Here is a 22,460-nt window from a genome sequence, read left to right as displayed (position 1 = left end):
ATATAATGAAAATCGCGGAGACATTCCGACAAAATTTGAGTTTTCGAAAGGGAAGGGATTACGTACATGAATATGAAAAAACCTCTTTTCGGCGTTCTATCAACAGCGGCATTAGCAATGGGAATTGCAGCAGCTTCACCGTCCACACCTGTAGAGGCGGCAGGCGATTTTGATCTTACAATTATGCATACAAATGATACACATGCGCATCTAGATAATGCTCCAAAAAGAGTAACAGCTGTAGAAGAAATTCGTGCAGCTCGCGCCAATACAATTTTATTAGATGCTGGTGATGTTTTCTCTGGTACACTTTTTTTCAATAAATACAAAGGTCTCGCAGACGTACAATTTATGAACATGATGAAATACGATGCGATGGTACCGGGTAACCACGAATTTGATGAAGGTCCAAAGACGTTCTCTGAGTTCGTCAAGCAAACGAAATTCCCGATCGTAAGCTCAAATATTGATTACAGCAAAGATCCTTATCTTAGCCCTCTATATAAAAATGAAATGGCGATGACTGGTGATGATGGTACCATCTATCCAGCGGTTATTCTGGATGTAAATGGTGAAGAAGTTGGGGTGTTCGGTCTAACGATTGAATCAACAGATGAGCTATCAAGCCCTGGCGAAACGATTTCCTTCCAAAATCATCAGGAGCAAGCTGAAAAGATGATTAAAATGTTCGAGGATAAAGGCGTAAACAAAATCGTAGCCCTTACTCACCTCGGAAAAGCGGTTGAAGTTGAACTAGCTAAATCAGTAGAAGGCATCGACGTTGTTGTTGGTGGTCATAGCCACACAACAATTGAAGAAGCGGTTGTAGTTGATACATTTGAAGATCCAACTCTAGTTGTACAAGCAAATGAATATAGCAATTTCTTAGGTGATCTTGAAGTGACGTTTAACGAAGAAGGCGTGCTAACTGATTGGGATAATGAACTTCTTGATTTGGGAAGTAAAAGTAAGTTCGAGCCTAACGAAGAAGCAAAAGCTCTCTATGATGAACTGAAGAAACCACTCGAGGAAATTGAGAAAGAAGTAGTCGGTCAATCTGACGTTTATCTTAATGGAAAACGTGCATCCGTTAGAACAGGTGAAACGAATCTAGGAAACTTAATTACAGACGGCATGCTTTACAAAGCTCAGCAGTTTACTGATGCAACAATCGCAATCACGAACGGCGGAGGAATCCGTGAATCAATCGATGAGGGACCAATTACGTTAGGAGAAGTTCTCACAACGATGCCATTCGGTAACAACCTCGTCACGCTTGATATGACTGGTGCAGAAATCATTGATTCATTGGAGCATGGGGTAAGCGGTGTCGAAACTCAGGAAGGTCGTTTTGCTCAAGTAGCAGGACTTCGATATTCCTTTGATAAAGATCTTCCTTCTAGTGAACGAATTCTAGATGTAAATGTGAAAACTGAAAACGGCTATGAAGATATTGATCTAGAAGCGACTTACACTGTTGCAACTAACGCATATATCGCTCAAGGTGGCGACGGATACGATGCAATGGGTGAAGCTGCCGCTGACGGTCGTATGAACGAACTTTTCTTCGTAGATTTTGAAGTATTTACAGAGTATCTCGATGAAATTGGAACAGTTAAAGCGAAAGACGAAGCACGTATCGTTGAAGCAGATGCTGAACGTATCCAGGGTGAAACGCGCTATGAAACATCTGTGGAAATTTCGCAAGAAGGCTGGGAAACTGCAGATACGGTTGTTCTCGCACGTGGCGATTCCTTCCCGGATGCACTAGCAGGAGCACCACTTGCTTATAAATACGATGCGCCAATTCTTTTAACAGAAAGCGGATCACTGAATAAAATGGCGAAAGAAGAAATTGCACGTCTTGGTGCGAAAGATGTCATTATCCTTGGTGGCACAAGTGCGGTAAGCAATTACGTGAAATTCCAGCTTGAAGGTATGGGAATTGAAGTTGAGCGTATTGCAGGGGACAACCGATTCGATACAGCTGCAAACATTGCAGCGCGTCTTGGCGGATCTCCAAATAAAGCGATTGTAGCAAACGGCATGAACTTCCCGGATGCTCTTGCAATTGCGCCATACGCTGCACAGAAAGGTTATCCAATTCTATTAACAGAAGCGGATGAAATTCCATCAGCAACTAGCAATGCGCTTAAAGGCATTGATGGATCGATCATCGTTGGTGGCGAAACAGCTGTTAACGGTAAGCTCGATGCGAAGCTACATGCTGAAGATCGCTATGAAGGGGACAATCGTTTCGGTACAGCAGCTGATATTGCTACAAATCTTAACCCTTCAGCACGCGTTTACGTTTCCACTGGCATGAACTTTGCTGATGCCCTTTCAGGATCTGTTCTGGCAGCGAAACAAAATGCTGCTATGCTATTAGTGAAGCCGAATATGCTTCCGAAAGAAACAGCAGAAGCGATCGAGGCCATGGAAGCTTATGACTTCAACGTTCTTGGTGGAGAAAATGCTGTAAGTAACGACATTTTAGATCAGCTCAAAAAGTAATCCATTTATTAAGAAAGCGCGGGGAACGTCTCCTGCGCTTTTTTGATATTTATTTTATGAATAGGCAGGTATTGAAGAAAGGAAAGCTAATTGTATTACGTAACGATTCGTTATAACGAATTATCTTTGGGGAGGGTTCTGATTGAATAGGTCGGGAAAGCGAAAAATCAGTCCGCTGTTGCTATTGATTCTCGTGATAACCATGCTTATGCCGTCTCAAGCGTTCGCCACTGCCAGTCTCGATGAAGAAAAAAATAATGTCTATTATGCTGCCCTTGGTGATTCACTCGCGGCTGGCGTCATGTCGAACAATACTCTCGGTTTAAGTTATGGCGACTACATAGCTCAGGATCTAGATCGCGTAGGTTTATTAGGAAGCTACGAAAAACCTTTTGCGGTGCCTGGAGCGACTTCTAAAGATTTGTTGAACGCTTTGATGGATCGTGACATGCAAGTTAAGATCGCCTCCAAAAATATGATAACGATTACGATCGGTGCGAACGATTTTCTTCAAGTACTCGGTTCGGAACCGGAACGATTGAAGAACCCAGAAGAAGTCAAAAAGATTATCACTGAGCTATCGGAAAATTACGCTGCTATTATGGGAATTATAAGAAGCGTTAATGCGTCCGCGGATGTTTATTTAATGGGATACTACAATGGTTTCTACGCTTTCCCTGAGACCGATCAACGTCAGCTCGTGGAACTAACAAAGACGGTGAATGGGATTGTTAAGCAGATCGCGGCCGACTCATTCAGCCACTACGTTCCCACCTATGATGCCATTTCAACAGATTATGCAACCTATTTGCCAAATCCTAAAAACGTTCATCCATCGGCAGCGGGTTACATGGCGATCGCCGATGAATTTTGGGAGCAAGTGAAATTAAATTTGCCAACAAACGTTAATAGGATCGCTGGAGCTAATCGATATGAGACAGCAGTGAAAATTTCTCAAGAAGGCTGGAAGCAAAGCGCGCAAGGAGTTGTGATAGCAAGAGGCGATGATTTTCCTGATGCGTTAGCTGGTGCTCCGCTTGCCTATGATTTAAATTCCCCTATTTTATTAACACACTCTGACGGTCTTGATAAAATTGTAAAGGATGAGATTGAACGACTCGACCCAGAGTTCGCGATTCTTCTTGGAGGAGAGCAGGCTCTTTCCAAAGATGTGGAAGATGAATTAAGCACAATGAAAATTCCAGTTGAACGAATAGCAGGAGCGAATCGCTATGAAACAGCTGCAATGATTGCAGTGAGTCTTCCTCCATCAAATAAAGCTGTTATTGCGAACGGCATGAAATTTCCAGATGCTCTTGCAATTGCTTCTTACGCAGCGGAAAATACGTATCCTATCTTGCTAGCAAAACAGAATCAGCTCCCAGAAGATACGGCCGAAATTCTCAAACAATATCCTGAGAGCATTGCCGTGGGCGGTACGGCTGTTATTTCGGAAAGCCTTTTCGAAAAGTTACCAAAAGCAAAGCGATACGGTGGTAAGAATCGTTATGAAACAGCTTCAATTATTGCAATGGAATTAAATCCATCGCATAAGGCTTTTGTCTCAACGGGTCTTGAATTTGCAGATGCGCTAACCGGAAGTGTTCTTGCTGCCAAAAGGGATAGTAGTTTTTTGTTAGTAGATCCATATAATATGCAGGATGCGGTCATTGGAGCAAAAGAAAAGTTAGGCATCTATCATTTTACGATTCTAGGAGGTCCGAAAGCGGTTAGTCCTTCCATTGAAAGAGAGCTTATAGGAGTTGAATAGTCGAATAATGATTTCTGAGGGATCAGCTTACGAGATGGTCCCTTTTGTTACCGAAAATTGCAGAATTATGGCAATTTTTCACTCCCTAATGGTAGACTTGTAGAGTATAAAATCTACTGAAACACTTTGGTCAACTATAGGGGGAGCAGGATGAAGAAGAGCATCTATGGAATCGGTTTACTTTTATGTAGTCTGTTCATCATTTTGGGAGCAGGCAAGGCAAATGCGATGCCTGCGCTACAAGAAACGCAGGAGCTCGTTCAGCCATCAGGAGAGACATTTGAGGCGTCACTCAGCGGCAGTGAAAATTTTCATTGGTGGACGGCGAACGATGAATCTGTGATTAAAATAGGGGAAGACCAATACTGGTATTACACTCGTATTGTTGGTGAAAATCTAGAAGTTACACAAGCTAGATTTGCTATTAATAAAAAGCCTTCTGACGCGGCAGAGCTTGAAGATGTGAAGAAGCTCCAACCGACTGAAGGAATGAATACAAAGCAAAAGGAGATTCCAAATGCGGATGATTCATTTGATTTATTGAGTGTAGGAGCGAAGGAGGACACGCTTGTTTTATTAGTTGAATATAGCGATGCAAAAATCACTTATTCAGATGCAGACTGGCGTAACCGATTCTTTGGCACTAGTGGGAGTACGCTTAATCACTATTATGATGAAGTTTCAAAAGGAAAGCTTGGATTTAAAGGGGCTGCCGAATCAAGCGGAACAAATGATGGGATCGTAAGGGTAACACTACCGTATGCTCACCCTCGTCCTGAGACGGCAACAAATCCAGATAGTACATATTCACAAATCATTAAGGATGCGCTAAAGGCATCGAATGATAAAGTAAACTATGCTCAATTTGACCAAAATAAAGACGGTTCTATTTCTTCGGAGGAATTACATATTGTCACCATTGTAGCCGGTGGTGAAGCAAGTTATGGAGATACGGGGAAAGTGGTTTGGGGTCATATGTCGAGCCTTTATGAAAGCGATGCTCCTCGTCTTGATGGAGTGAAAGTAGGCTCTTATCAAGGGAACGGCGGCTACACGATGTTTGGGGAGAAACATGGCGGGCATATGGCAACCGTTGGAATTATTGCACATGAAATGGGCCACGATCTGGGGCTACCGGATCTTTATGATACGGACGGCACTTCAGATGGGGTTGGCATTCACAGTTTAATGGGGAGCGGTTCTTGGACAACCCATAACAATGAGTATGAAGGAGCTTATCCAACTCATCTCGATCCATGGTCCAAAATGGTGCTTGGCATAGAGCGACCTATTGAAGTGCAAAATAATGGCTCATATGAAGTAGGGAATTTCACTACTGACGATTATTCCGTATTGAAATTAAAAACAACCGATGAATCGGAGTACTTTTTAATTGAAAATCGTCAGTTTACTGGCTTTGATATCGGATTAGCTGATCAGGTGGCGTCGCCTGGAATTGCCATCTGGCATATTGATGAGCAGCAGCTGAAAAATCGTCAAAACAATAGAAATGAATCACATAAAGCGGTGGATGTGGAAGAAGCAAATGAAAGTAGATTGGGTTACCCGGAGTTAGATCAAGATCCAAATAAGCGATTATACTACGATCATTATTATAGCGGAAATGGCTACAGTCGCTTTAATAGCTCTACATCACCAAATAGCAAAGTGTATTCAGGGGCTAGTTCAGGCGTTTCAGTTACGGTCGTTGATCCGAATAGCGATACGATGACGGTTTCAGTGAAAGTGCCACAGGGAGACGATCAGCTTCCACCTGTATGGGCTAAAAACGCAGAGCTTACGGCTAGCTCTATCAAAAATGACAAACTTACATTAAATTGGTCAGAGGCGACAGATGCTTCTGGCGTTGAATCTTACATCGTCTATAAAAATGATCGCGTGTTAAAAGAAGTGGAAGCCACGACAAGAAAGCTTACCGTTCAGGGGCTTACCACGAATAAAGCATATGATTTTCGAGTAGAAGCGGTGGATAAGAAAGGCTATGTTACAACGAATGGCCCAGAATTGGCCGTGAAAACGTCAGCAAACACAGTAATACGAATTGAAGGTGCGACTCGTTTTGATACGGCAGCGAATGTGAGTGCGAAAACGTATGATAAGGCGGAAACGGTTGTGATTGCGAGAGGTTTAGATTTCCCAGATGCTCTCTCTGGTGCGCCACTTGCTTATCAACTAAAAGCGCCTATTCTCCTTGCGAAAACGAACGAACTTCCAAAAGAAACGGTAGATGAAATCAACCGACTCGAGGCGAAGAAAGCGATTATCCTGGGTGGAGTTAACGCAATTTCACCTGCAACGGAAAAGAAGATCAAGTCACTCGGACTAGAGGTTGAGCGGATTAGTGGTGATAATCGCTATGATACTTCCGCAAAAATTGCGAAGCGCATGGGAGGAGATCCTGAGAAAGCCGTGATCGCCTACGGTCTTAATTTTCCAGATGCTCTTGCGATTGCACCATATGCTGCGCAAAATGGCTATCCCATTTTGTTAGTGGATAAAGAGACAATCCCTGCGGCAACAAAACTCGCAATGAAAAACATTGATGATACGATTGTCATTGGTGGTGAAAGTGTAATTACAAAAAAAGTGTATCAAGGTCTTTCGTCACCAGAGCGTATCTCAGGTGCCAATCGGTTTGAAACGGCAGCTAAAGTGAAAACCACCTTTTATCCAGAAGCTAAATCAGCTTATTTGGCGACAGGATTCGGCTTTGCCGACGCCCTTGCAGGCTCTGTGCTAGCGGCGAAAGATAGCGCGCCCCTTTTGCTAGTAAAGTCTGATGAGCTTCCAAAAGAAACGGTAGAAGCGATGAAAGGTATGAACGACTTCAACTTGTTAGGCGGTCAGTCAGCTATTAACGGAAAAGTTGAACAGCGCTTATATCAGGAATAATGCGACAAAAAATACTTTCCAATAGTAAGAGATACAGGGAATTTGACCTGTATCTCTTATTTTTTGTAATAAATAACAGGATATCTCTTAAACTTTGTTGAATTATAGCCGATAGTAAAGACAGAGTGTCGATATTTGTGGCAGCAATTTAATTGGAATGAGGAGGATCTGGATGCAACCTTCATTGGTCAAGAAAGCAATAACTGGTTCTGCGTTTGTCGCTGGAGTAATGTTTGTTCAACCTGATGGTGCAGAAGCAGCGTTTGGGGATCAAGAGCTTAAGCAAGGTATGAATAATCAGGACGTCAAAGAGCTACAGGATGTATTGAAGGCAAAGGGGTATTTTACTTACCACACGTCAACAGGATACTACGGTCCAATTACAAAGGATGCAGTCAGCCAGTTCCAACAGGCTGTCGGGTTAAAGGTTACGGGGGTAGCAACAACTGATACCCTTCAAAAGTTAGGAGGAACATCAAAAAGCCAATCTTCAGCTGCGCCATCTTCATCGGTTTTACAAGTTGGCTCCCGTGGGCAAGAGGTGACGGATCTTCAGTCCAAACTGAAAGCGGCTGGCTACTATTCCTACAACGTGGATGGGATTTATGGTCAAATTACACAGAAAGCTGTACAGGATTTCCAAAAAGAAAAGGGGCTTTCCGTAACAGGGAAAGCAGATTCTACAACGATCAGTGCCCTTGCAAACGCAAGTTCATCAAGCTCAAAATCATCAAGCTCTTCTTCCGATATTTCCATCGGGATGCGGGGGAGTGCAGTAACGGATCTTCAGTCAAAGCTGAAAGCAAAAGGCTATTATACATATAATGTTGATGGCATTTTTGGTCAAATCACGAAGAAAGCAGTACAAGACTTTCAAAAGGCAAAGGGACTGTCACAAACAGGCGTAGCGGATAGTAAAACCTTATCGGCCCTGTCAGAGAGCGACGATGCAGCAAAACCTGCGAGCGGCCTTACCATCGGCTCTCGAGGAAGTGCCGTAACAAATCTTCAGCAGCTATTGAATGATCGTGGCTACTATTCCTATAACATAGACGGGATCTTTGGTAGTATTACGCAAAAAGCGGTCAAAGAGTTTCAAAGTATCGTAGGTTTACAGCCAACAGGCATTGCGGATGATAAAACGATCGATGCTTTGAAATCCAGAAGTCAGCAAGAGACGTCAACAGTTCTTAAAGTTGGTTCAACCGGGAGTGCAGTAACGGATCTACAAAATAAACTAAAAAAAGCAGGAACGTTCCACGTTGAGGCGACAGGCTACTTTGGCCCTGTCACTGAAAAAGCGGTCAAGGACTTTCAAAAAGCAAAAAAACTGCAGGTGACAGGCACTGCAACAAAGGAAACAATGAATGCGCTTGACGGCTTAACAGATAAAGTCGAGTCATCCCCTTCAACTGGAGAAGATTATGGTGATTTGTTAAAGAAAGGTTCCACAGGATCACTTGTGAAAGAGCTTCAATCTAAATTACAAGCGATTGGTTTATATAGCGGTCCGCTTGATGGCGATTTTGGAAATGGAACAGATCGAGCTGTTCGAAACTTCCAATCACGTAACAAGTTAACGGTTGATGGAGTTGCAGGACCAGCGACATGGGAAAAGCTAAAGCAATCGACAGGATATGAAGGGAATAGCAATGGGGACACCGGAAGCGGGAGCGGCAGTTCCAACTTCAGCGTGATGGACCTTATTGCAGATGCATCTGTATACATAGGTGTTCCTTATGTGTGGGGTGGAAACACGCCAACACAGGGCTTTGACTGCAGCGGATTCCTCGTCTATGTGTTTAACAAGCAGGGCGTTTCATTGCCAAGAACAATGGCACAAATGTGGAACGTTACAACAGCTGTCAGCTCTCCATCCGTAGGAGACATTGTGTATTTCACAACATACAAACCAGGTGCGTCACACGGAGGCATCTACATCGGAAACAATAAATTCATCCACGCGGGCTCTTCAACAGGCGTCACCATTAGCGACATGACATCAAGCTACTGGGCACCGAGGTATTTAGGGGCGAAGCGTGCGCATTGATTTTTTTAAAAGGGGTCAGGTACGTGCCTGACCCCGCTTAAAGACAAAACCAGCAACAGTGTCCTCCTATCGCGGACGTTTTTGCTGGTTTTTTTATTCATAAGATCACCTAAAACTCCTGTTTTTACAGTGTTTACCAGATATAATTGGGGTGGGGGTTAGAGAGGTACCTGTGAGCTTACCCCTCTCTGTCCCCGACTACAGTAAAGGAGTGAAGGAACAATGACAATAGCCGGAAAGACACTTAAACAGTGGAAAAGTGACCATCCATTATTAAACGACCTTCTTCAATTAAAAGAAGTATATTGGAGAAACCCACAAAAAGGTAAAATCCCTCATACAACTGAGCTTTCAATGATAGACATTCAAGATGCTGAAGCTCGTATGAAACGCTTCGCTCCTTATTTCCGCAAAGTATTCCCAGAAACGAATGGCATCATTGAATCTCCTATTTCAGATATTAGTAAGATGAAAGAAAAACTTGAGAAAGAAGAAGAGATCAGCATTCCAGGGGATCTTCTTCTAAAACGGGATGATATTCTCCCAATCGCCGGCAGCATTAAGGCGCGTGGAGGCATATATGAAGTGCTCAAACATGCAGAAAAACTGGCGATCGGACATGCGATTTTAACGAAAGATGACGATTATTCCATTCTAGCTGACAAAAAGTTCACTGAGTTCTTCTCAGCCTTTTCGATTGCGGTGGGCTCTACGGGAAACCTCGGTTTAAGCATCGGAATCATGTCAGCGAAACTCGGCTTTAATGTCACGGTCCATATGTCGAGTGACGCAAAGCAATGGAAGAAAGACCTTCTTCGCGAAAAAGGCGTTCAAGTTGTGGAGCATCAAGCAGACTATGGTGCTGCTGTAGAAGAAGGGCGGAAGCAGTGCGAAAAGAAACTGACTTGTTATTTTATTGATGACGAAAATTCGAAAGACCTTTTTCTCGGATATGCAGTAGCAGCGCTTCGGTTGAAAAAGCAGTTCGATGAACGCGGCATAAAGGTGGACGCTGAGAACCCGCTTCACGTGTATCTTCCATGCGGAGTAGGCGGCGGCCCTGGCGGCATTGCGTTTGGACTTTCTCAGATATTCGGAGAACACGTGCACTGTTACTTTGCAGAACCGACGCATTCCCCGTCAATGCTTATCGGCTTAATGACAGGCTTACACGATCAAGTGTCCGTTCAAGACTTTGGGATCGACAACATCACTGCGGCAGACGGTCTTGCTGTAGGAAGACCATCAGGCTTTGTTGGACGCGTCGTTCAACCGATTCTTAATGGTGTTTACACCGTCACGGATGAGCGAATGAAAGAAATGCTCCGCTGGATTTATGAAACCGAGCAAATTAAGCTTGAGCCTTCCGCTCTCGCAGGAATGAGCGGGCCACAAGTAACAGCGGTAGATGGAAAGAGTATGCGTGGTACGAATCTTGTATGGGCAACAGGTGGGAGCCTTGTGCCGGATAAGGTGTGGAGAGAAGAGTAAAAGGGGTCAGGTGCGAGTCAGACCCCCAATAAAGACAAAACCACCAAAATAAGCTGAAAAGTCCCCACATTGAGGACACTTCAGCTTATTTACTTCCTGCAACTTCTGAAACAATACGACATCCAAATTCGTATCTATATAAAGATTGGTCAAAAATGTAAAATGATCTTATTTGAGGGGGCGAGGAGTTGGAATTGTTCTTAGAGATTTTAGGATTAGCAGGTGATCTTATTTTTTGGAGAGATCCTCCAGATGGGCAACGGATCGAAGCGAATATTGCCGCACTGATGGCATATAGCTGGTTCGTCGAGCTTATTGAGAAACCACAATATAACAAGTTAATTCAAGAAAATTCTTCTGTACGATATGTAATTGGAAAAATGAACATAAAAAAGCTTAAAAAATCACCGATGTATGAAGAACGAAAAGAACGGAAATTGAAAAATGTAATCCAAAAACAGTTAGTGGCCGGTTGAGAAAACAAATGAAACGCATGTCTGTTTCACAACGGAATGATTACGGAGGGAAACAAAGTGAACTTTTACATTGCATCTAGTTTTCAAAACAAACAACACGTGCAGATACTAGCTGCAGAATTAAAACGTCACGGCTTCAAGCATACATACGATTGGACGACAAATGAAAAAGCCGCTACGTTCGATGAACTTGCTTCAATCGGAGAAGCAGAATTAGAGGCAGTAAGAACAGCTGATTTCCTTATTGTTCTGCTTCCAGGAGGAAAGGGAACTCATATTGAACTTGGGATTGCGTTAGGTCGAGACACCCCGGTTTACCTATTCAATGAAGATGGATTCCATAACGCAAAAGAAGCGAGCACTTTTTACCATACTAGCGGGGTAACGAGAGTGGAAGGGAGTTATAAGCAGCTCGTTAAAACCATTTTAGAAAAGCAGCATAGCTAAGAGAGAAGGGGGCCAGGTTCGCACCTGTCCCCCATTTTAACGTGACCCCTCCATCAAACCGCCTCCGCTCTCACTCTACGCCCACGCACCTCACGCACTACTTTCCAAATCACAAACACACCAAGTCCAATAATTAGAATACTGAGCGTGTACGTCAGCTGCACTGGTTTATCATCTTTCACAAATATGCCAAAGTAGCCCCATAAAAACACGATCGGATAGATCAGATCGTCGTTGTAAAGACTGAAGTAGACCGCAAGTCCTGCGCCGATAATGAGCATGATAATCGTCCAGGTTAACTCATTCATACCAAAAATCAGCGATACGTTATTTTCTTGCGCGACGACGAACGCATCAACAATCGTTGCAATCGATGTCCAAGCGAGATAGAAAGAGAAAGGAACGCTAAAAAAGGAAGAGCGCTCAGAATTTTTCGTAATAATAGCGTAAAGGATAGACAGAGTAATTAATGAACCCGCGATAAACAAGAGCGCAACCGATTTACTTACAAGGAGAGCTGTTCCTGATAACAGCATGCTAGATGCAAAAAGATAGGAAACTTTCACATAGAGGACCTGATCACACTCACTCGCTGTGAATTGTCTAACGAGTGAAATGAGCAACAGTAAATAAATTAATAACCAAATCGCGAATGTATAGCCGGCGGGGGCAATCAGGACATCATTAGTACCCGACATATCTCCTGAGAAGAGGAGTGAAGAGGCGAGCAAATACAAGTAAGCAGCAATCGTAACGAGCTTCATGGTCATGATCGTTCCTCCTTCATAGGTCTAGTTACTCGTATGCTACCCCGATTGGAGGATTCCTATTAAACGAAAAAAGAGAAGGGGGTCAGGCGAGAGCCTGACCCCCTTCACAAACAAAAGCAACAAAGTGTCTCTCGCAGAAAGACATTTTGCTTATAGAAAGTTTCATTTTCCCTAAAAATAACTCGTCTCTAATAAATGGAAAACCAGAGGGGGAAACTAAATTTATTTCCTATACCCCAATTCATCTAACAACTGCCCTGCATGCTTTATAAATAGCGCTTCAAGCTCGCCGTTCAATTCTTCACGCCAGCTGCCGATTTTTCCTTTTCGGAACGTAACGGATTCCTGTGGTTTGATGTTTGCCGTCATTTTCGTGATCAGTTCTTCACGATTGTAGCTATGCACTGTATCACCCCAAAGAAAATCAATAATCTCCCCAGTGGCTTTTCTTCTGTTCTCTTCTGATGACATCAGGTCTTCAAATCGAACAGAGTGAACGTTTGGACGCCCCATCCACTCACTAAAACTTCGGTACCACTCAGCAAAATGAGGTTGCACAGCAACAAAAGGCGTGATCGGAACGCCGCCTTCGATTAGAAATTGAATCCGATCGTTGTGCGTAAATCCTTCCTGCATGAACGTTTCATAGAGATGGTGAGCTGGCACCTTTGGAATAAAATGTGCGTATGAAATGAGCACGTCACGTGGATCTCTCAGTACAAAAATTTGTTTTAACTTTAATTCTTCAAAAAATGTCTCCCACTCTTTGGAATAATGGAAATGTCCATTTAAGAAGCTGTGGTTAGGAAACGCTCTTGCAGTGACCAATTTTTCTTCCGTTTGGTAATGATAATGTCCGTACATACCAATAAACGGATCATTTTGCATATCTGGTACACCGAGCAATAGTTGTTTTAAAAGATGCGTCCCGCTTTTCGGAATCGAATTTAATAAAAAGCGTGGTAGCTTTGTGTCAGTCAAACGTGTAAACCTCCTTTAATAAGCAAACGTGGTGGACTTGCTTTACTATCCTATGAAGAAGAATGGTAAGAGGAGTGGACAGGGGCCCGCCTGTTTACACATTTAAGTACCCGTTTTTTACCAAAAATGATTTGATCAATTGAACAGCTTCTTCAATCGTTTCCGTTTCCGTATCGATTGTAAGCTCTGGCGAAACCGGAGCTTCATAAGGCGCGTCAATTCCTGTGAACTGACGGATCTCACCTTTTCGTGCTTTGGCGTAAAGGCCTTTAGGGTCACGGTTCTCACACGTTTCCACACTGGCTTTCACATAGATTTCAATAAATTCTTTGTCTCTGAAAAGTCCTCGAATCTTATCTCGCTCTTGCTGAAAAGGGGAGATGAACGCAGCAAGTGTCATAAGGCCAGCATCAACAAAGAGACGAGACACTTCTCCAATTCTTCGCATATTTTCAATCCGATCCGCATCAGAAAAGCCAAGGTCTGCATTCAATCCGTGTCGAACGTTATCACCATCAAGCCTGTAAGTATGCACGCCCGCTGCATGTAAGGCGTTCTCAAGCTCAACCGAAATCGTTGATTTTCCTGACCCGGAAAGTCCTGTGAACCAGAGGACAGCGCCTTTGTGCAACTTCATTTTTTCACGATCCTGTTTTGTCACGTTTCCTTCATGCCAGGTGAGATGTTTTTCTTCCATTTATTCGTCCTCCTTTCATTAAATCATTACAATAAACCGAACGATTAATAGCGTGGTTACCATAACGATCAGCGTTAATGGGAAACCAATTTTCAAAAAGTCGTGGAAGCGATAGCCGCCGGCGCCATAGACGATCAAATTCGTTTGATAGCCAATCGGCGTCATAAAACTTGCGGAGGCTGCAATTGCGACAATCATCGCAATGGGGAGGAGGTCAATCTCAAGCGTATGGGCAACCTCGATGGCAATGGGAAACATAAAGACAGCGGCAGCACTATTTGTCATCATTTCTGTGAAGATGTTCGTTAACACATAAATGCTAAGCAACGTTGCAAGAAGTCCGAGCGGCGCCGTTAATTGGATAAGGAGACTTCCCATCGAAGCGGCTACACCTGAATTCAGCAGCGCGGTACCAATACCAAACGAACAAGCGATCATAAGGAGAACGTGCCATTGAATCAAATCACGCGCTTCGCCTGGCGTCACAACCTTTGTTAAAAAGAGAAGCAGCGTCGTAACGGCCATAGCAGTTAGCATGGAGAGAACGCCAATCGTAACGAGAATAATCATGACACCAAGCAACCCGATCGAAAGCCAGCCTAATCTGATTTGACGTTGCGTAACGAGCTTATGATCGATTGGTGTAATGTCGTAGAAATCCTTTTTCTTATGAAACTGCTCACCCGCGATCATTAAGAGAACGTCACCTGGTTTTAAGACAATATCACCAATTTTCGATTTCAGGCGCTGATTTTGGCGATGAACAGCGATCACGGCTGCTTGATGCTGGTGTCTGAAATTGGTGTCCTTTATCTTTTTGAAAAGGTGTGACGAATGAGGTGTCACAATCCCTTCAATAAGCTGGTGATTTTCTGGAAAATAAGAGCCGGAGCTTCCCTGTAGCTGTAGTCCCTTCATCCGCTGGATCTCAGCGATCGTTGAGATGTCACCACTAAAAACAAGGCGATCCCCTTCCTTCAGAATCGTCTCGCCTGATACAGGCGCGATCGCTCGTTCGTGACGCATAATACTGACGAGAAATAACCCTTTCAAGCTTCTTAGCTGCGCTTCTTTTACAGTGCGATTAATATAGGGGAATTGTTCTGTAACAAGCACTTCACCGGTGTATTTTTTGAGCAATTCAGGTTCAGTGAAGGATGAAGAACGTCGATCTGGAAGCAGCTTGTTACTAAAGAAGATCAAATACGCGAGACCGAATAGCGTGATCGGAATTCCAATCGCACTAAGCTGAAAAAAAGAAAAACCAGCATAGCCGTTTTCGATTAGCAGTCCATGAACGACAAGGTTTGTCGAAGTACCAATTAACGTAATGGTGCCGCCAAGAATCGTAGCGTAGGAAAGCGGAATAAGAAACTTGGAAGGAGACATCCCGTTTTCATCGCACCATTTTTTCACCATTGGGGTAGAAGCGATCACGATCGGTGTATTGTTCACAAATGCTGAAATGATGGAGATTGGGAATAGCAATTTAGTCAGGCGCTTCTTTCGGGAATGCGAGCTTTTTAGGAGACGTTGAAAGAGGCGATCCACAATGCCACTCCGCTGAATGCTTCCAGCCACGATGAAGAGAAGGGCAATCGTGAGCATCCCTTCATTCGAGAATCCGGCCGTTGCTTCCTCGGGCGTAATAATGCCGGTGAATAGAAATAAGACGAGAACCGAGGCTAGGATCACTTCGGGTCGTCCTTTTTCAAAGAAAAGACAGAAAAGCATGATGATCATCGTGATCATAACGAAATAGAATGCCATCATTCAGCGCGCGCGGCATCATTCGTTTTCATGATCGTGCTGCACCTCATCTAATAGAATCTCAATCACTTCAGGGCGAGAAAACTCTTTCGGAGGTCTTTGGCTATTTTTCAGCATCTCTCGAACCTTTGTGCCGCTTAGATGAATGTGAAATTCGCTATCGTGGGGGCACGTTTTGGCCGTAGCCATGCTCGAACACTTGATACAATAAAACGCGTGATCGAATGCCATAATCTCAATCCCGATTTCGTCTTTTGCAAATTGGTGAAAAATGTTCTGCGCAGCGAACGTATCGTAATAATCGCCAACACCTGCGTGGTCGCGGCCAACAATAAAATGTGTGCAGCCAAAGTTCTTCCGAACGAGACTATGAAAAATCGCCTCGCGCGGGCCAGCATACCTCATCGCGGCTGGGAATACGGAGAGAATGACGCGATCAGACGGATAATAGTTTTCTAAAAGAGCGCTGTAGCTTTTCATCCGAATATCCGCTGGAATGTCATCTTTCTTCGTTTCGCCAACGAGTGGGTGGATGAGAAGGCCATCAACGGTTTCAAGTGCCGTCTTTTGAAGGTATTCATGTGCGCGATGAATCGGATTACGCGTTTGAAAGCCAACTATTGTTTTCCAGCCGCGCTGTTGGAAAGATTCTCTTAATTCTGCTGGCGTTTGAAAATGGTCTTGAAGAGCTGTTGGGTGCTGAAGCAGCGTGATTGGGCCACCGAGGTTAAACGCTTCCTGCTCGTACGTTTTTTGAACGCCTGGATGCTCAGCGTCGTTCGTTCCATAGACGAGTCGAGCTTCTTCTATTTTGTCTGCTTCATAAATATCTTCTATTTCCATTAGTCCATAGATCTCCCCGTCTTCACCCTTCAGGCAAACAGTAGGACTAGAAAAAATCTTGTCACGCGTTTCTTTAGATACAGAAAGCGTAATAGGCAAGCTCCAGATTGTCCCATTTGCGAGCCTCATTTTATTTAAAACGTGCGTATAATTTGTTTGATTCATAAAGCCCGTTAACGGACTAAAAGCACCGATTGCGATCATATATAAATCAGATAAATTCCATGATGTTAAGGTGACGACCGGAAACATTGTGGCCTTCTGAAGAAGCGCCAGGCGATCCTCTTCACATGGAATGCGGTTTATTAGCTGACCGCCATGTGGTTCTATCATAAATAAATCTCCCTTCTTGCTTGTTCACATATAGAGTTGCTACTAGCTTATGAAAGAAGGAGAGGAGAAGAGAGGGCTAATGAGAAAAATGGATGAGGAGGTTTTTTAAAAGGGGGTCAGGCGCGAGCCTGACCCCCTTCAAGTACAACTGTCTCCGCACGAAAGACACTCCTACACAGTCGGAGATATCCTCTCTTTTGCTTCTTGACCCTACCACCCTTTTAGACTACACTGTGTAGTGTGAGGTGGGAGCGATGAAAATTCATCAGTTCAAAACGAATGAAACAGGGTTAAACCGCTTTTTCGGCTCTCTTGAAGCGAAGGTTATGGACATACTCTTTGAAGGTCCAGAAATGACGATCAAAGATGTGAAACAGAAGCTTGATCAAGAGAAAAGTACGAACTTTAACACGGTTATGACGGTGATGAATCGTCTCGTGGATAAAGGAATTCTAGTAAAACGAGTTGAAAAGCGCACATCAATGTTTAAGCCGCTTCTATCGAAAGAAGAATTTCTGCGAACGCAATCAAAGGAATTAACACAGGATCTAATGGATGAATTTGGTCCGCTTGCTGTGAATCATATGCTTGATGCGCTCGATGAAGCGGATCCAGTTTTGATTGAAAAGCTTGAGCAAAAAATCAAGCAGCTAAAGGAGAAGTAAGATGAGAATCAAACAGCCGCGATTTTTGTTTATGCTGTCTTTTTTTCTTGTAGCCATGATGATTGTTCAAATGTCACTATACAGTTTGCATTTATATTCGAACTGGACGCTTATGTTAAGCGTACTAGAAGCCTGCCATAATATGCTTCGTGCGATCGGTTTATCATCTATGAACTTGCTATTAGAAGTTCTGATTCTCTCAACATTTTCATTAATCGTAATGATGATCGTGAAGCAAATTTATCGATATGTCACCTTTTCGAAACGGCTGTCGCTTCTTCATGAAGACACTGTCACACAGGAAGTCATTCGGAATTTCGATTTAGGAAACCAGGCACTCGAGGTAATTAGAAGTGATGAGCCTATCGCGCTTACATATGGAATGATTAGACCCAAAATCGTTCTGTCGACTGAACTAGTTAGTCTGTTGAGCAAAGAAGAGCTGCGCGCCGTGATTTATCACGAAACTTTTCATCAGCAGCATCGTGATCCATTGAAAAAATTTATCATCACCCTTCTCGTTCACGCGCTTTGGTACGTGCCGATTTTGAAATGGGTATCGAATCACTATCACACGCTACGCGAAATTGCGGCGGATCGGTTTGCGATGAAAGAAGCAAATATGCTTGATCTTAGTAGCGCGTTATTAAAACTATTGAAAAGCGATCACAGACAGCGTCATGCTTTTGCTGTATCTTTTGCGGAAACGTCTGTAAACGATCGCATACAACATATTCTTGCGCCAGAAAAAGAAGTGCATGTAACGTTGCCTGTTGGGACAGTCTTTTACTCACTTTATATTGTGTTAGGGTTATCCATCATGTTTATGGTGGCGACACCCTAATTCTTTTTCGAAAACAAACACTACATCGCGTAGTGTTAAAATTAGGAGGGAGTTAATTTATGAATTTATCACAAAACGTTGCCCTTGTCGTACTACGATTCGTTCTCGGTCTTATTTTTACGATTCACGGTCTTGATAAATTTGCTGGAGGGATTGGAAATACCGTTGGATTTTTCGAGAGTATTGGCATTTTGGGTGGTTTAGCGTATGTCGTTGCAACGATTGAACTAGTCGGAGGTCTTCTTATGATCGTAGGACTAGGCACACGCATTGTTTCTTTGCTTTTCATGATCGTCATGCTAGGAGCGATCTTTACGGTTAAACTAACGACAGGATTTATCGGAGGGTATGAATTGGATCTTGCTCTTCTCGGTATGTCAGTCGCTGTTTTGATTAGCGGAGGTGGAGCTATTTCCGCTGATTACAAATTCTTTTCGAAACAATCATAGGAGGAAGAATGATGGCAAATAAGAATAAGAAAAAGCAACCGAACAAGCAAACAAAAGCTAATGCGCAGAAAAAATCGAATACTTGGATCTACTGGCTAGTGGCCGCTGTCGCTGCAGTTATCGTAATCGTGATCGTCGTTTCAAGCGGCTCGAGTTCTGATGGTTCAGAGGAAAAAGCGATGGAGCAACCATTTCTCGGTGATGAAAATGCACAGGTAGAAGTGATTGAATTTGGAGATTACAAATGTCCTTACTGTAAAGCATTCGAACAGTCCTTTTTCCCGCAAATTGATCAAGAGTTAATTCAAACAGGGGAAATCAAATTCTCGTTTATCAACTATCCATTTATTAATGTTGATTCTGATCGATCAGCTGAATTTGCTGAAGTGGTGTACCAGGAGATTGGGAATGACGTGTTCTGGGAGTTTCATTCATTAATGTATGAAAAGCAAACAGAAGGCACGGAAAAACAGGACATCTACACAGAAGATTACCTTGTCGACACGCTAAAAGAAGTGACTGATGAAGAAAAAGCTGAACAGGTTCTTGCAGCTTTTAAAGATGGCGAAGGAGAAGCGGCAATCGACTACGACTTATCGAAAGCCCGTGATCTCGACGTTACTGGCACACCGGCTCTCTTTGTGAACGGCGAAGCATTCGACGGACAAACAATTGATGACCTAAAGAAAATGGTAGAAGAAGCGAAGGCAGAATAAAAAGAAGGAATGAAAGTAATTAAAAAACCGTAGATTGTCCGTCTGTGGCGGACAATCTACGGTTTTTTGTATTTGAGAGGGGTCAGGCACGTGTCTGACCCCTCTCAAATACACTATCTTATTCAAACACCCCAAAAAAGGAGCGAGCTCATGTCTTATCTCTACCGAACACTTGCAGATGATATAGCGACTGCCATCAACGGTCAATACAGCGCCATTCAATGCTATAAGAAGCTAGCGAGACTAGCGCCAAATGAAACGGAAAGGAACCGCATTAAAGAAATTCGACAGGATGAAAAGAAGCATTTCAGAGCCTTTCAACAAATCTATACGCAACTAACTGGCCGACAGCATGAGCCCCAGATCGTTGAGGAATGTGCAACTGATTATAGATTAGGTGTCGAACTTGCCTTTAACGATGAGCAAAACACAGTCGACTTCTATCTTGATATCGCTGAACAAACGCAGGAGCCGTATATAAAAGAAACGTTCAAAAGAGCAGCAGCGGATGAGCAAAACCATGCGGTGTGGTTTTTGTATATGTTAACGAAGAGAAGGTAGTAAGAAATTGGCGGGGGTAAGGATGTGATGCCACTCTGACCCACCACATGTGAAAAAGCGGACAAGTTTCTTTTACTGAATGATATCAGCCGTGCAAGGCATCATACCAATAAGTACATAGGCAAACTTTACAATCTTTGGGACATGATCTATATGATCGTATGTAAATATTGTACACTTGAAAAAGAGGGAATAGTTGAGAGGGGTCAGGCTTGAGCCTGACCCCGCCAAAAGACAAAACAGTGAAAAGTGTTCCTCCTCTAGGGACACTTTTGACATTTAAGAGAATGTAAGTAGCTCCTTCAAATCCTTATTATTAAAGGGTTTGAGGGGAATAGAGGAAGGAGGGGGTCAGGCTCGAACCAGACCCCCAAAAAGAACATAAAATGAGGGTGCTCCAAATGAAACTATTAATGGTGGAAGATGATAAGACGATTGCAATGGGGCTTGAATATTCCTTGCAAAACGATGGATATGAGACCATTGTCTGCTATAATGCTGAATCGGCCAGGGAAGTACTTATGAAACAGTTGAATGAGATCGATTTATGTTTATTTGATTTATCCTTACCAGATGGTAGTGGGTATGATCTTTGTGAATTTGTGAAGAAACAGAGTGATAAACCAGTTATTTTTCTCACGGCATTTGATGATGAAGTAAATGTGGTTATGGGGCTTGATATGGGCGCGGATGATTACATCACAAAGCCGTTTCGCATTCGTGAATTACTTTCAAGAATTAAATCGGTTTTGCGTCGTTACAATAAGCAACCACAGCCACAATCCACTAGCATCATCACGATTGAAGATATCCGAATCAATACGCTAGAAGGCAAGGTTTATAAAAAAGGGGAGGAAGTTCTTCTAACGGCACTCGAGTATAGACTCTTTCTGATTTTCGCCAATCATGTTGGTCAAGTTTTAACGCGAAATCAGCTATTAGAACGGATCTGGGATGTGGCTGGTGATTTCGTCAACGATAATACGTTAACGGTGTACATCAAACGTCTACGAGAAAAGCTTGAGGACAACGCACAAAGCCCCAAAATCATTAAAACCGTGCGCGGGTTCGGTTATAAGGTGGGTGAATAGGTTGTTGCGTAATCGTGAAATACACCTTCTTTTTCTCGTTATTGGGGGAATCATTCTTGTTTCAACAGGGCTCGCTGTGTTCGTGCTTTCTTACCAAGCAGCACTCATAACACTGCTCACCTCGATCGCGCTCGTTAGTTGTTTTGTGTTTTTTACAAGATGGCGGTACCGCGAAATCGAGCGGCTTTCGGGTTATTTGAGACAGATTAGTAGTGGGGATTATACGTTGGATGTAAGAAATAACTATGAGGGTGAGCTCAGTATTTTAAAGAATGATATTTATAAAGTTACGATGATGCTTACAGAGCATCGTTCCCTTTTACAAGAAGACAAAGTGAAATTAACCAATGCGATTTCAGATATTTCCCACCAGCTCAAAACCCCGTTAACTTCGATGCTGGTGATGGTGGATTTAGTGAGTGATCCGAATTTAGATGAAGAGAAACGCGTTGAATTCACGACAAACATTCGCATTCAATTAGAAAGGATCGAATGGCTAGTCTCTTCTTTGTTGAAATTATCGAAAATAGATGCTGGAACGATTGCCTTTAAAAAAGAGAGCGTTTCACCTCGGCAGATAATCCAAAAAGCAGTAGAATCCATTCTCATACCAGTCGATATTAAACAACAAAACATAAGCATAACGGGTGACGATGCTGCCACTTTTGTCGGAGATGTTAATTGGACTTCGGAGGCGCTTTTAAACATATTAAAAAACTGCGTGGAGCATACCGGTGAGGGTGGAACGATTTCACTCTCGTATTCCGAGAATCCGTTGTATACCGAAATCATCATTTCAGACAATGGAAATGGCATTCCAAAAGAAGATCTGCCTTATATTTTTAAACGATTTTATAGGGGAAAAAATGCGGGAGACGATAGCGTTGGTATCGGTCTTGCGATGGCGTACAGCATTATCACCAGCCAGAATGGGGATATTGAAGTAACGAGTAAACAGGGTACGGGGACAGAATTTACCATAAAATTTTATAAGCAAGTTGTTTAGAAAGGCCAGGTGACTAAACTGTCACCTAAGAGTCACTTTAACGTCATTTTAGGCAGATAAACTGAAGGTACA

General features: G+C 43.1%; 19 protein-coding genes. 14 read left to right on the top strand and 5 right to left on the bottom strand.

Features of this window, described 5'->3' with window-relative positions:
• The first annotated feature begins 66 nt into the window (after positions 1–66).
• The 7 genes from ACIFPW_RS21185 (at position 67) to ACIFPW_RS21155 (ending at position 11,662) form a co-directional block, all read left to right on the top strand.
• Positions 67–2,514, top strand: a complete 2,448-nt coding sequence (locus ACIFPW_RS21185; protein ID WP_430247047.1) for a cell wall-binding repeat-containing protein — start codon at positions 67–69, stop codon at positions 2,512–2,514.
• A 142-nt stretch (positions 2,515–2,656) separates the two neighbouring features.
• Positions 2,657–4,285: a cell wall-binding repeat-containing protein gene (locus ACIFPW_RS21180; RefSeq protein WP_430247046.1), complete on the top strand. Its 1,629-nt coding sequence runs from the start codon at positions 2,657–2,659 to the stop codon at positions 4,283–4,285.
• Between the two features lie 150 nt (positions 4,286–4,435).
• Complete coding sequence (locus tag ACIFPW_RS21175; protein WP_430247045.1) at positions 4,436–7,198, top strand: cell wall-binding repeat-containing protein; 2,763 nt, start codon at positions 4,436–4,438, stop codon at positions 7,196–7,198.
• A 172-nt stretch (positions 7,199–7,370) separates the two neighbouring features.
• The gene (locus tag ACIFPW_RS21170; protein ID WP_430247044.1) at positions 7,371–9,248 is read left to right on the top strand and encodes a peptidoglycan-binding protein; all 1,878 of its coding nucleotides are present in this window, start codon (positions 7,371–7,373) and stop codon (positions 9,246–9,248) included.
• A gap of 222 nt (positions 9,249–9,470) precedes the next feature.
• Entirely contained in the window at positions 9,471–10,739 is a 1,269-nt protein-coding gene (locus ACIFPW_RS21165; protein ID WP_430247043.1) for a D-serine ammonia-lyase, read from the top strand.
• 188 nt (positions 10,740–10,927) lie between these two features.
• Positions 10,928–11,215 carry a hypothetical protein gene (locus ACIFPW_RS21160; RefSeq protein ID WP_430247042.1) on the top strand — a complete coding sequence of 96 codons (288 nt, stop codon included), beginning with the start codon at positions 10,928–10,930 and terminating at the stop codon, positions 11,213–11,215.
• Positions 11,216–11,272: 57 nt separating this feature from the next.
• A complete protein-coding gene (locus ACIFPW_RS21155; RefSeq protein WP_430247041.1) occupies positions 11,273–11,662 on the top strand; it encodes a nucleoside 2-deoxyribosyltransferase in 390 nt (129 codons plus the stop codon).
• A 53-nt stretch (positions 11,663–11,715) separates the two neighbouring features.
• Here the strand turns inward: ACIFPW_RS21155 and ACIFPW_RS21150 are convergent, their stop codons facing one another.
• The 5 genes from ACIFPW_RS21150 to sat form a co-directional block, all read right to left on the bottom strand.
• On the bottom strand, positions 11,716–12,432 hold the full coding sequence (locus ACIFPW_RS21150) for a hypothetical protein (RefSeq protein WP_430247040.1): 717 nt from the start codon (positions 12,430–12,432) through the stop codon (positions 11,716–11,718).
• Between the two features lie 222 nt (positions 12,433–12,654).
• Positions 12,655–13,413 (bottom strand): sulfotransferase domain-containing protein, encoded by a 759-nt coding sequence (locus ACIFPW_RS21145; protein WP_430247039.1) that lies wholly within the window; start codon positions 13,411–13,413, stop codon positions 12,655–12,657.
• Positions 13,414–13,507: 94 nt separating this feature from the next.
• Positions 13,508–14,110 (bottom strand): adenylyl-sulfate kinase, encoded by a 603-nt coding sequence (gene cysC, locus ACIFPW_RS21140; RefSeq protein WP_430247038.1) that lies wholly within the window; start codon positions 14,108–14,110, stop codon positions 13,508–13,510.
• 18 nt (positions 14,111–14,128) lie between these two features.
• On the bottom strand, positions 14,129–15,844 hold the full coding sequence (locus ACIFPW_RS21135; protein ID WP_430247058.1) for an SLC13 family permease: 1,716 nt from the start codon (positions 15,842–15,844) through the stop codon (positions 14,129–14,131).
• A 54-nt stretch (positions 15,845–15,898) separates the two neighbouring features.
• Positions 15,899–17,056 (bottom strand): sulfate adenylyltransferase, encoded by a 1,158-nt coding sequence (gene sat, locus ACIFPW_RS21130; protein ID WP_430247037.1) that lies wholly within the window; start codon positions 17,054–17,056, stop codon positions 15,899–15,901.
• A 254-nt stretch (positions 17,057–17,310) separates the two neighbouring features.
• On the opposite strand from sat, the gene ACIFPW_RS21125 reads away from it, so the two are divergent.
• The 7 genes from ACIFPW_RS21125 to ACIFPW_RS21095 all read left to right on the top strand — a co-directional run bounded on the left by ACIFPW_RS21125 (position 17,311) and on the right by ACIFPW_RS21095 (position 22,388).
• On the top strand, positions 17,311–17,721 hold the full coding sequence (locus tag ACIFPW_RS21125; RefSeq protein WP_371017801.1) for a BlaI/MecI/CopY family transcriptional regulator: 411 nt from the start codon (positions 17,311–17,313) through the stop codon (positions 17,719–17,721).
• A 1-nt stretch (position 17,722) separates the two neighbouring features.
• Entirely contained in the window at positions 17,723–18,565 is an 843-nt protein-coding gene (locus ACIFPW_RS21120; protein ID WP_430247036.1) for a M56 family metallopeptidase, read from the top strand.
• A gap of 59 nt (positions 18,566–18,624) precedes the next feature.
• A complete protein-coding gene (locus tag ACIFPW_RS21115; protein WP_430247035.1) occupies positions 18,625–19,014 on the top strand; it encodes a DoxX family protein in 390 nt (129 codons plus the stop codon).
• An 11-nt stretch (positions 19,015–19,025) separates the two neighbouring features.
• Positions 19,026–19,730, top strand: coding sequence for a DsbA family protein (locus ACIFPW_RS21110; RefSeq protein WP_430247034.1), 705 nt, complete (start codon positions 19,026–19,028; stop codon positions 19,728–19,730).
• Positions 19,731–19,880: 150 nt separating this feature from the next.
• Positions 19,881–20,291 (top strand): ferritin family protein, encoded by a 411-nt coding sequence (locus ACIFPW_RS21105; RefSeq protein WP_226615675.1) that lies wholly within the window; start codon positions 19,881–19,883, stop codon positions 20,289–20,291.
• Between the two features lie 401 nt (positions 20,292–20,692).
• Entirely contained in the window at positions 20,693–21,382 is a 690-nt protein-coding gene (locus ACIFPW_RS21100) for a response regulator transcription factor (RefSeq protein ID WP_430247033.1), read from the top strand.
• Between the two features lies 1 nt (position 21,383).
• A complete protein-coding gene (locus ACIFPW_RS21095; protein ID WP_430247032.1) occupies positions 21,384–22,388 on the top strand; it encodes a sensor histidine kinase in 1,005 nt (334 codons plus the stop codon).
• Positions 22,389–22,460 lie beyond the last annotated feature (72 nt).

This window comes from Pseudalkalibacillus sp. NRS-1564 (assembly GCF_050467905.1).
Lineage (GTDB): Bacteria > Bacillota > Bacilli > Bacillales > Guptibacillaceae > Guptibacillus > Guptibacillus hwajinpoensis_B.
The sequence above is the reverse complement of the archived record's forward strand: the minus strand, read 5'-3'. Positions and strand labels throughout refer to the sequence as shown.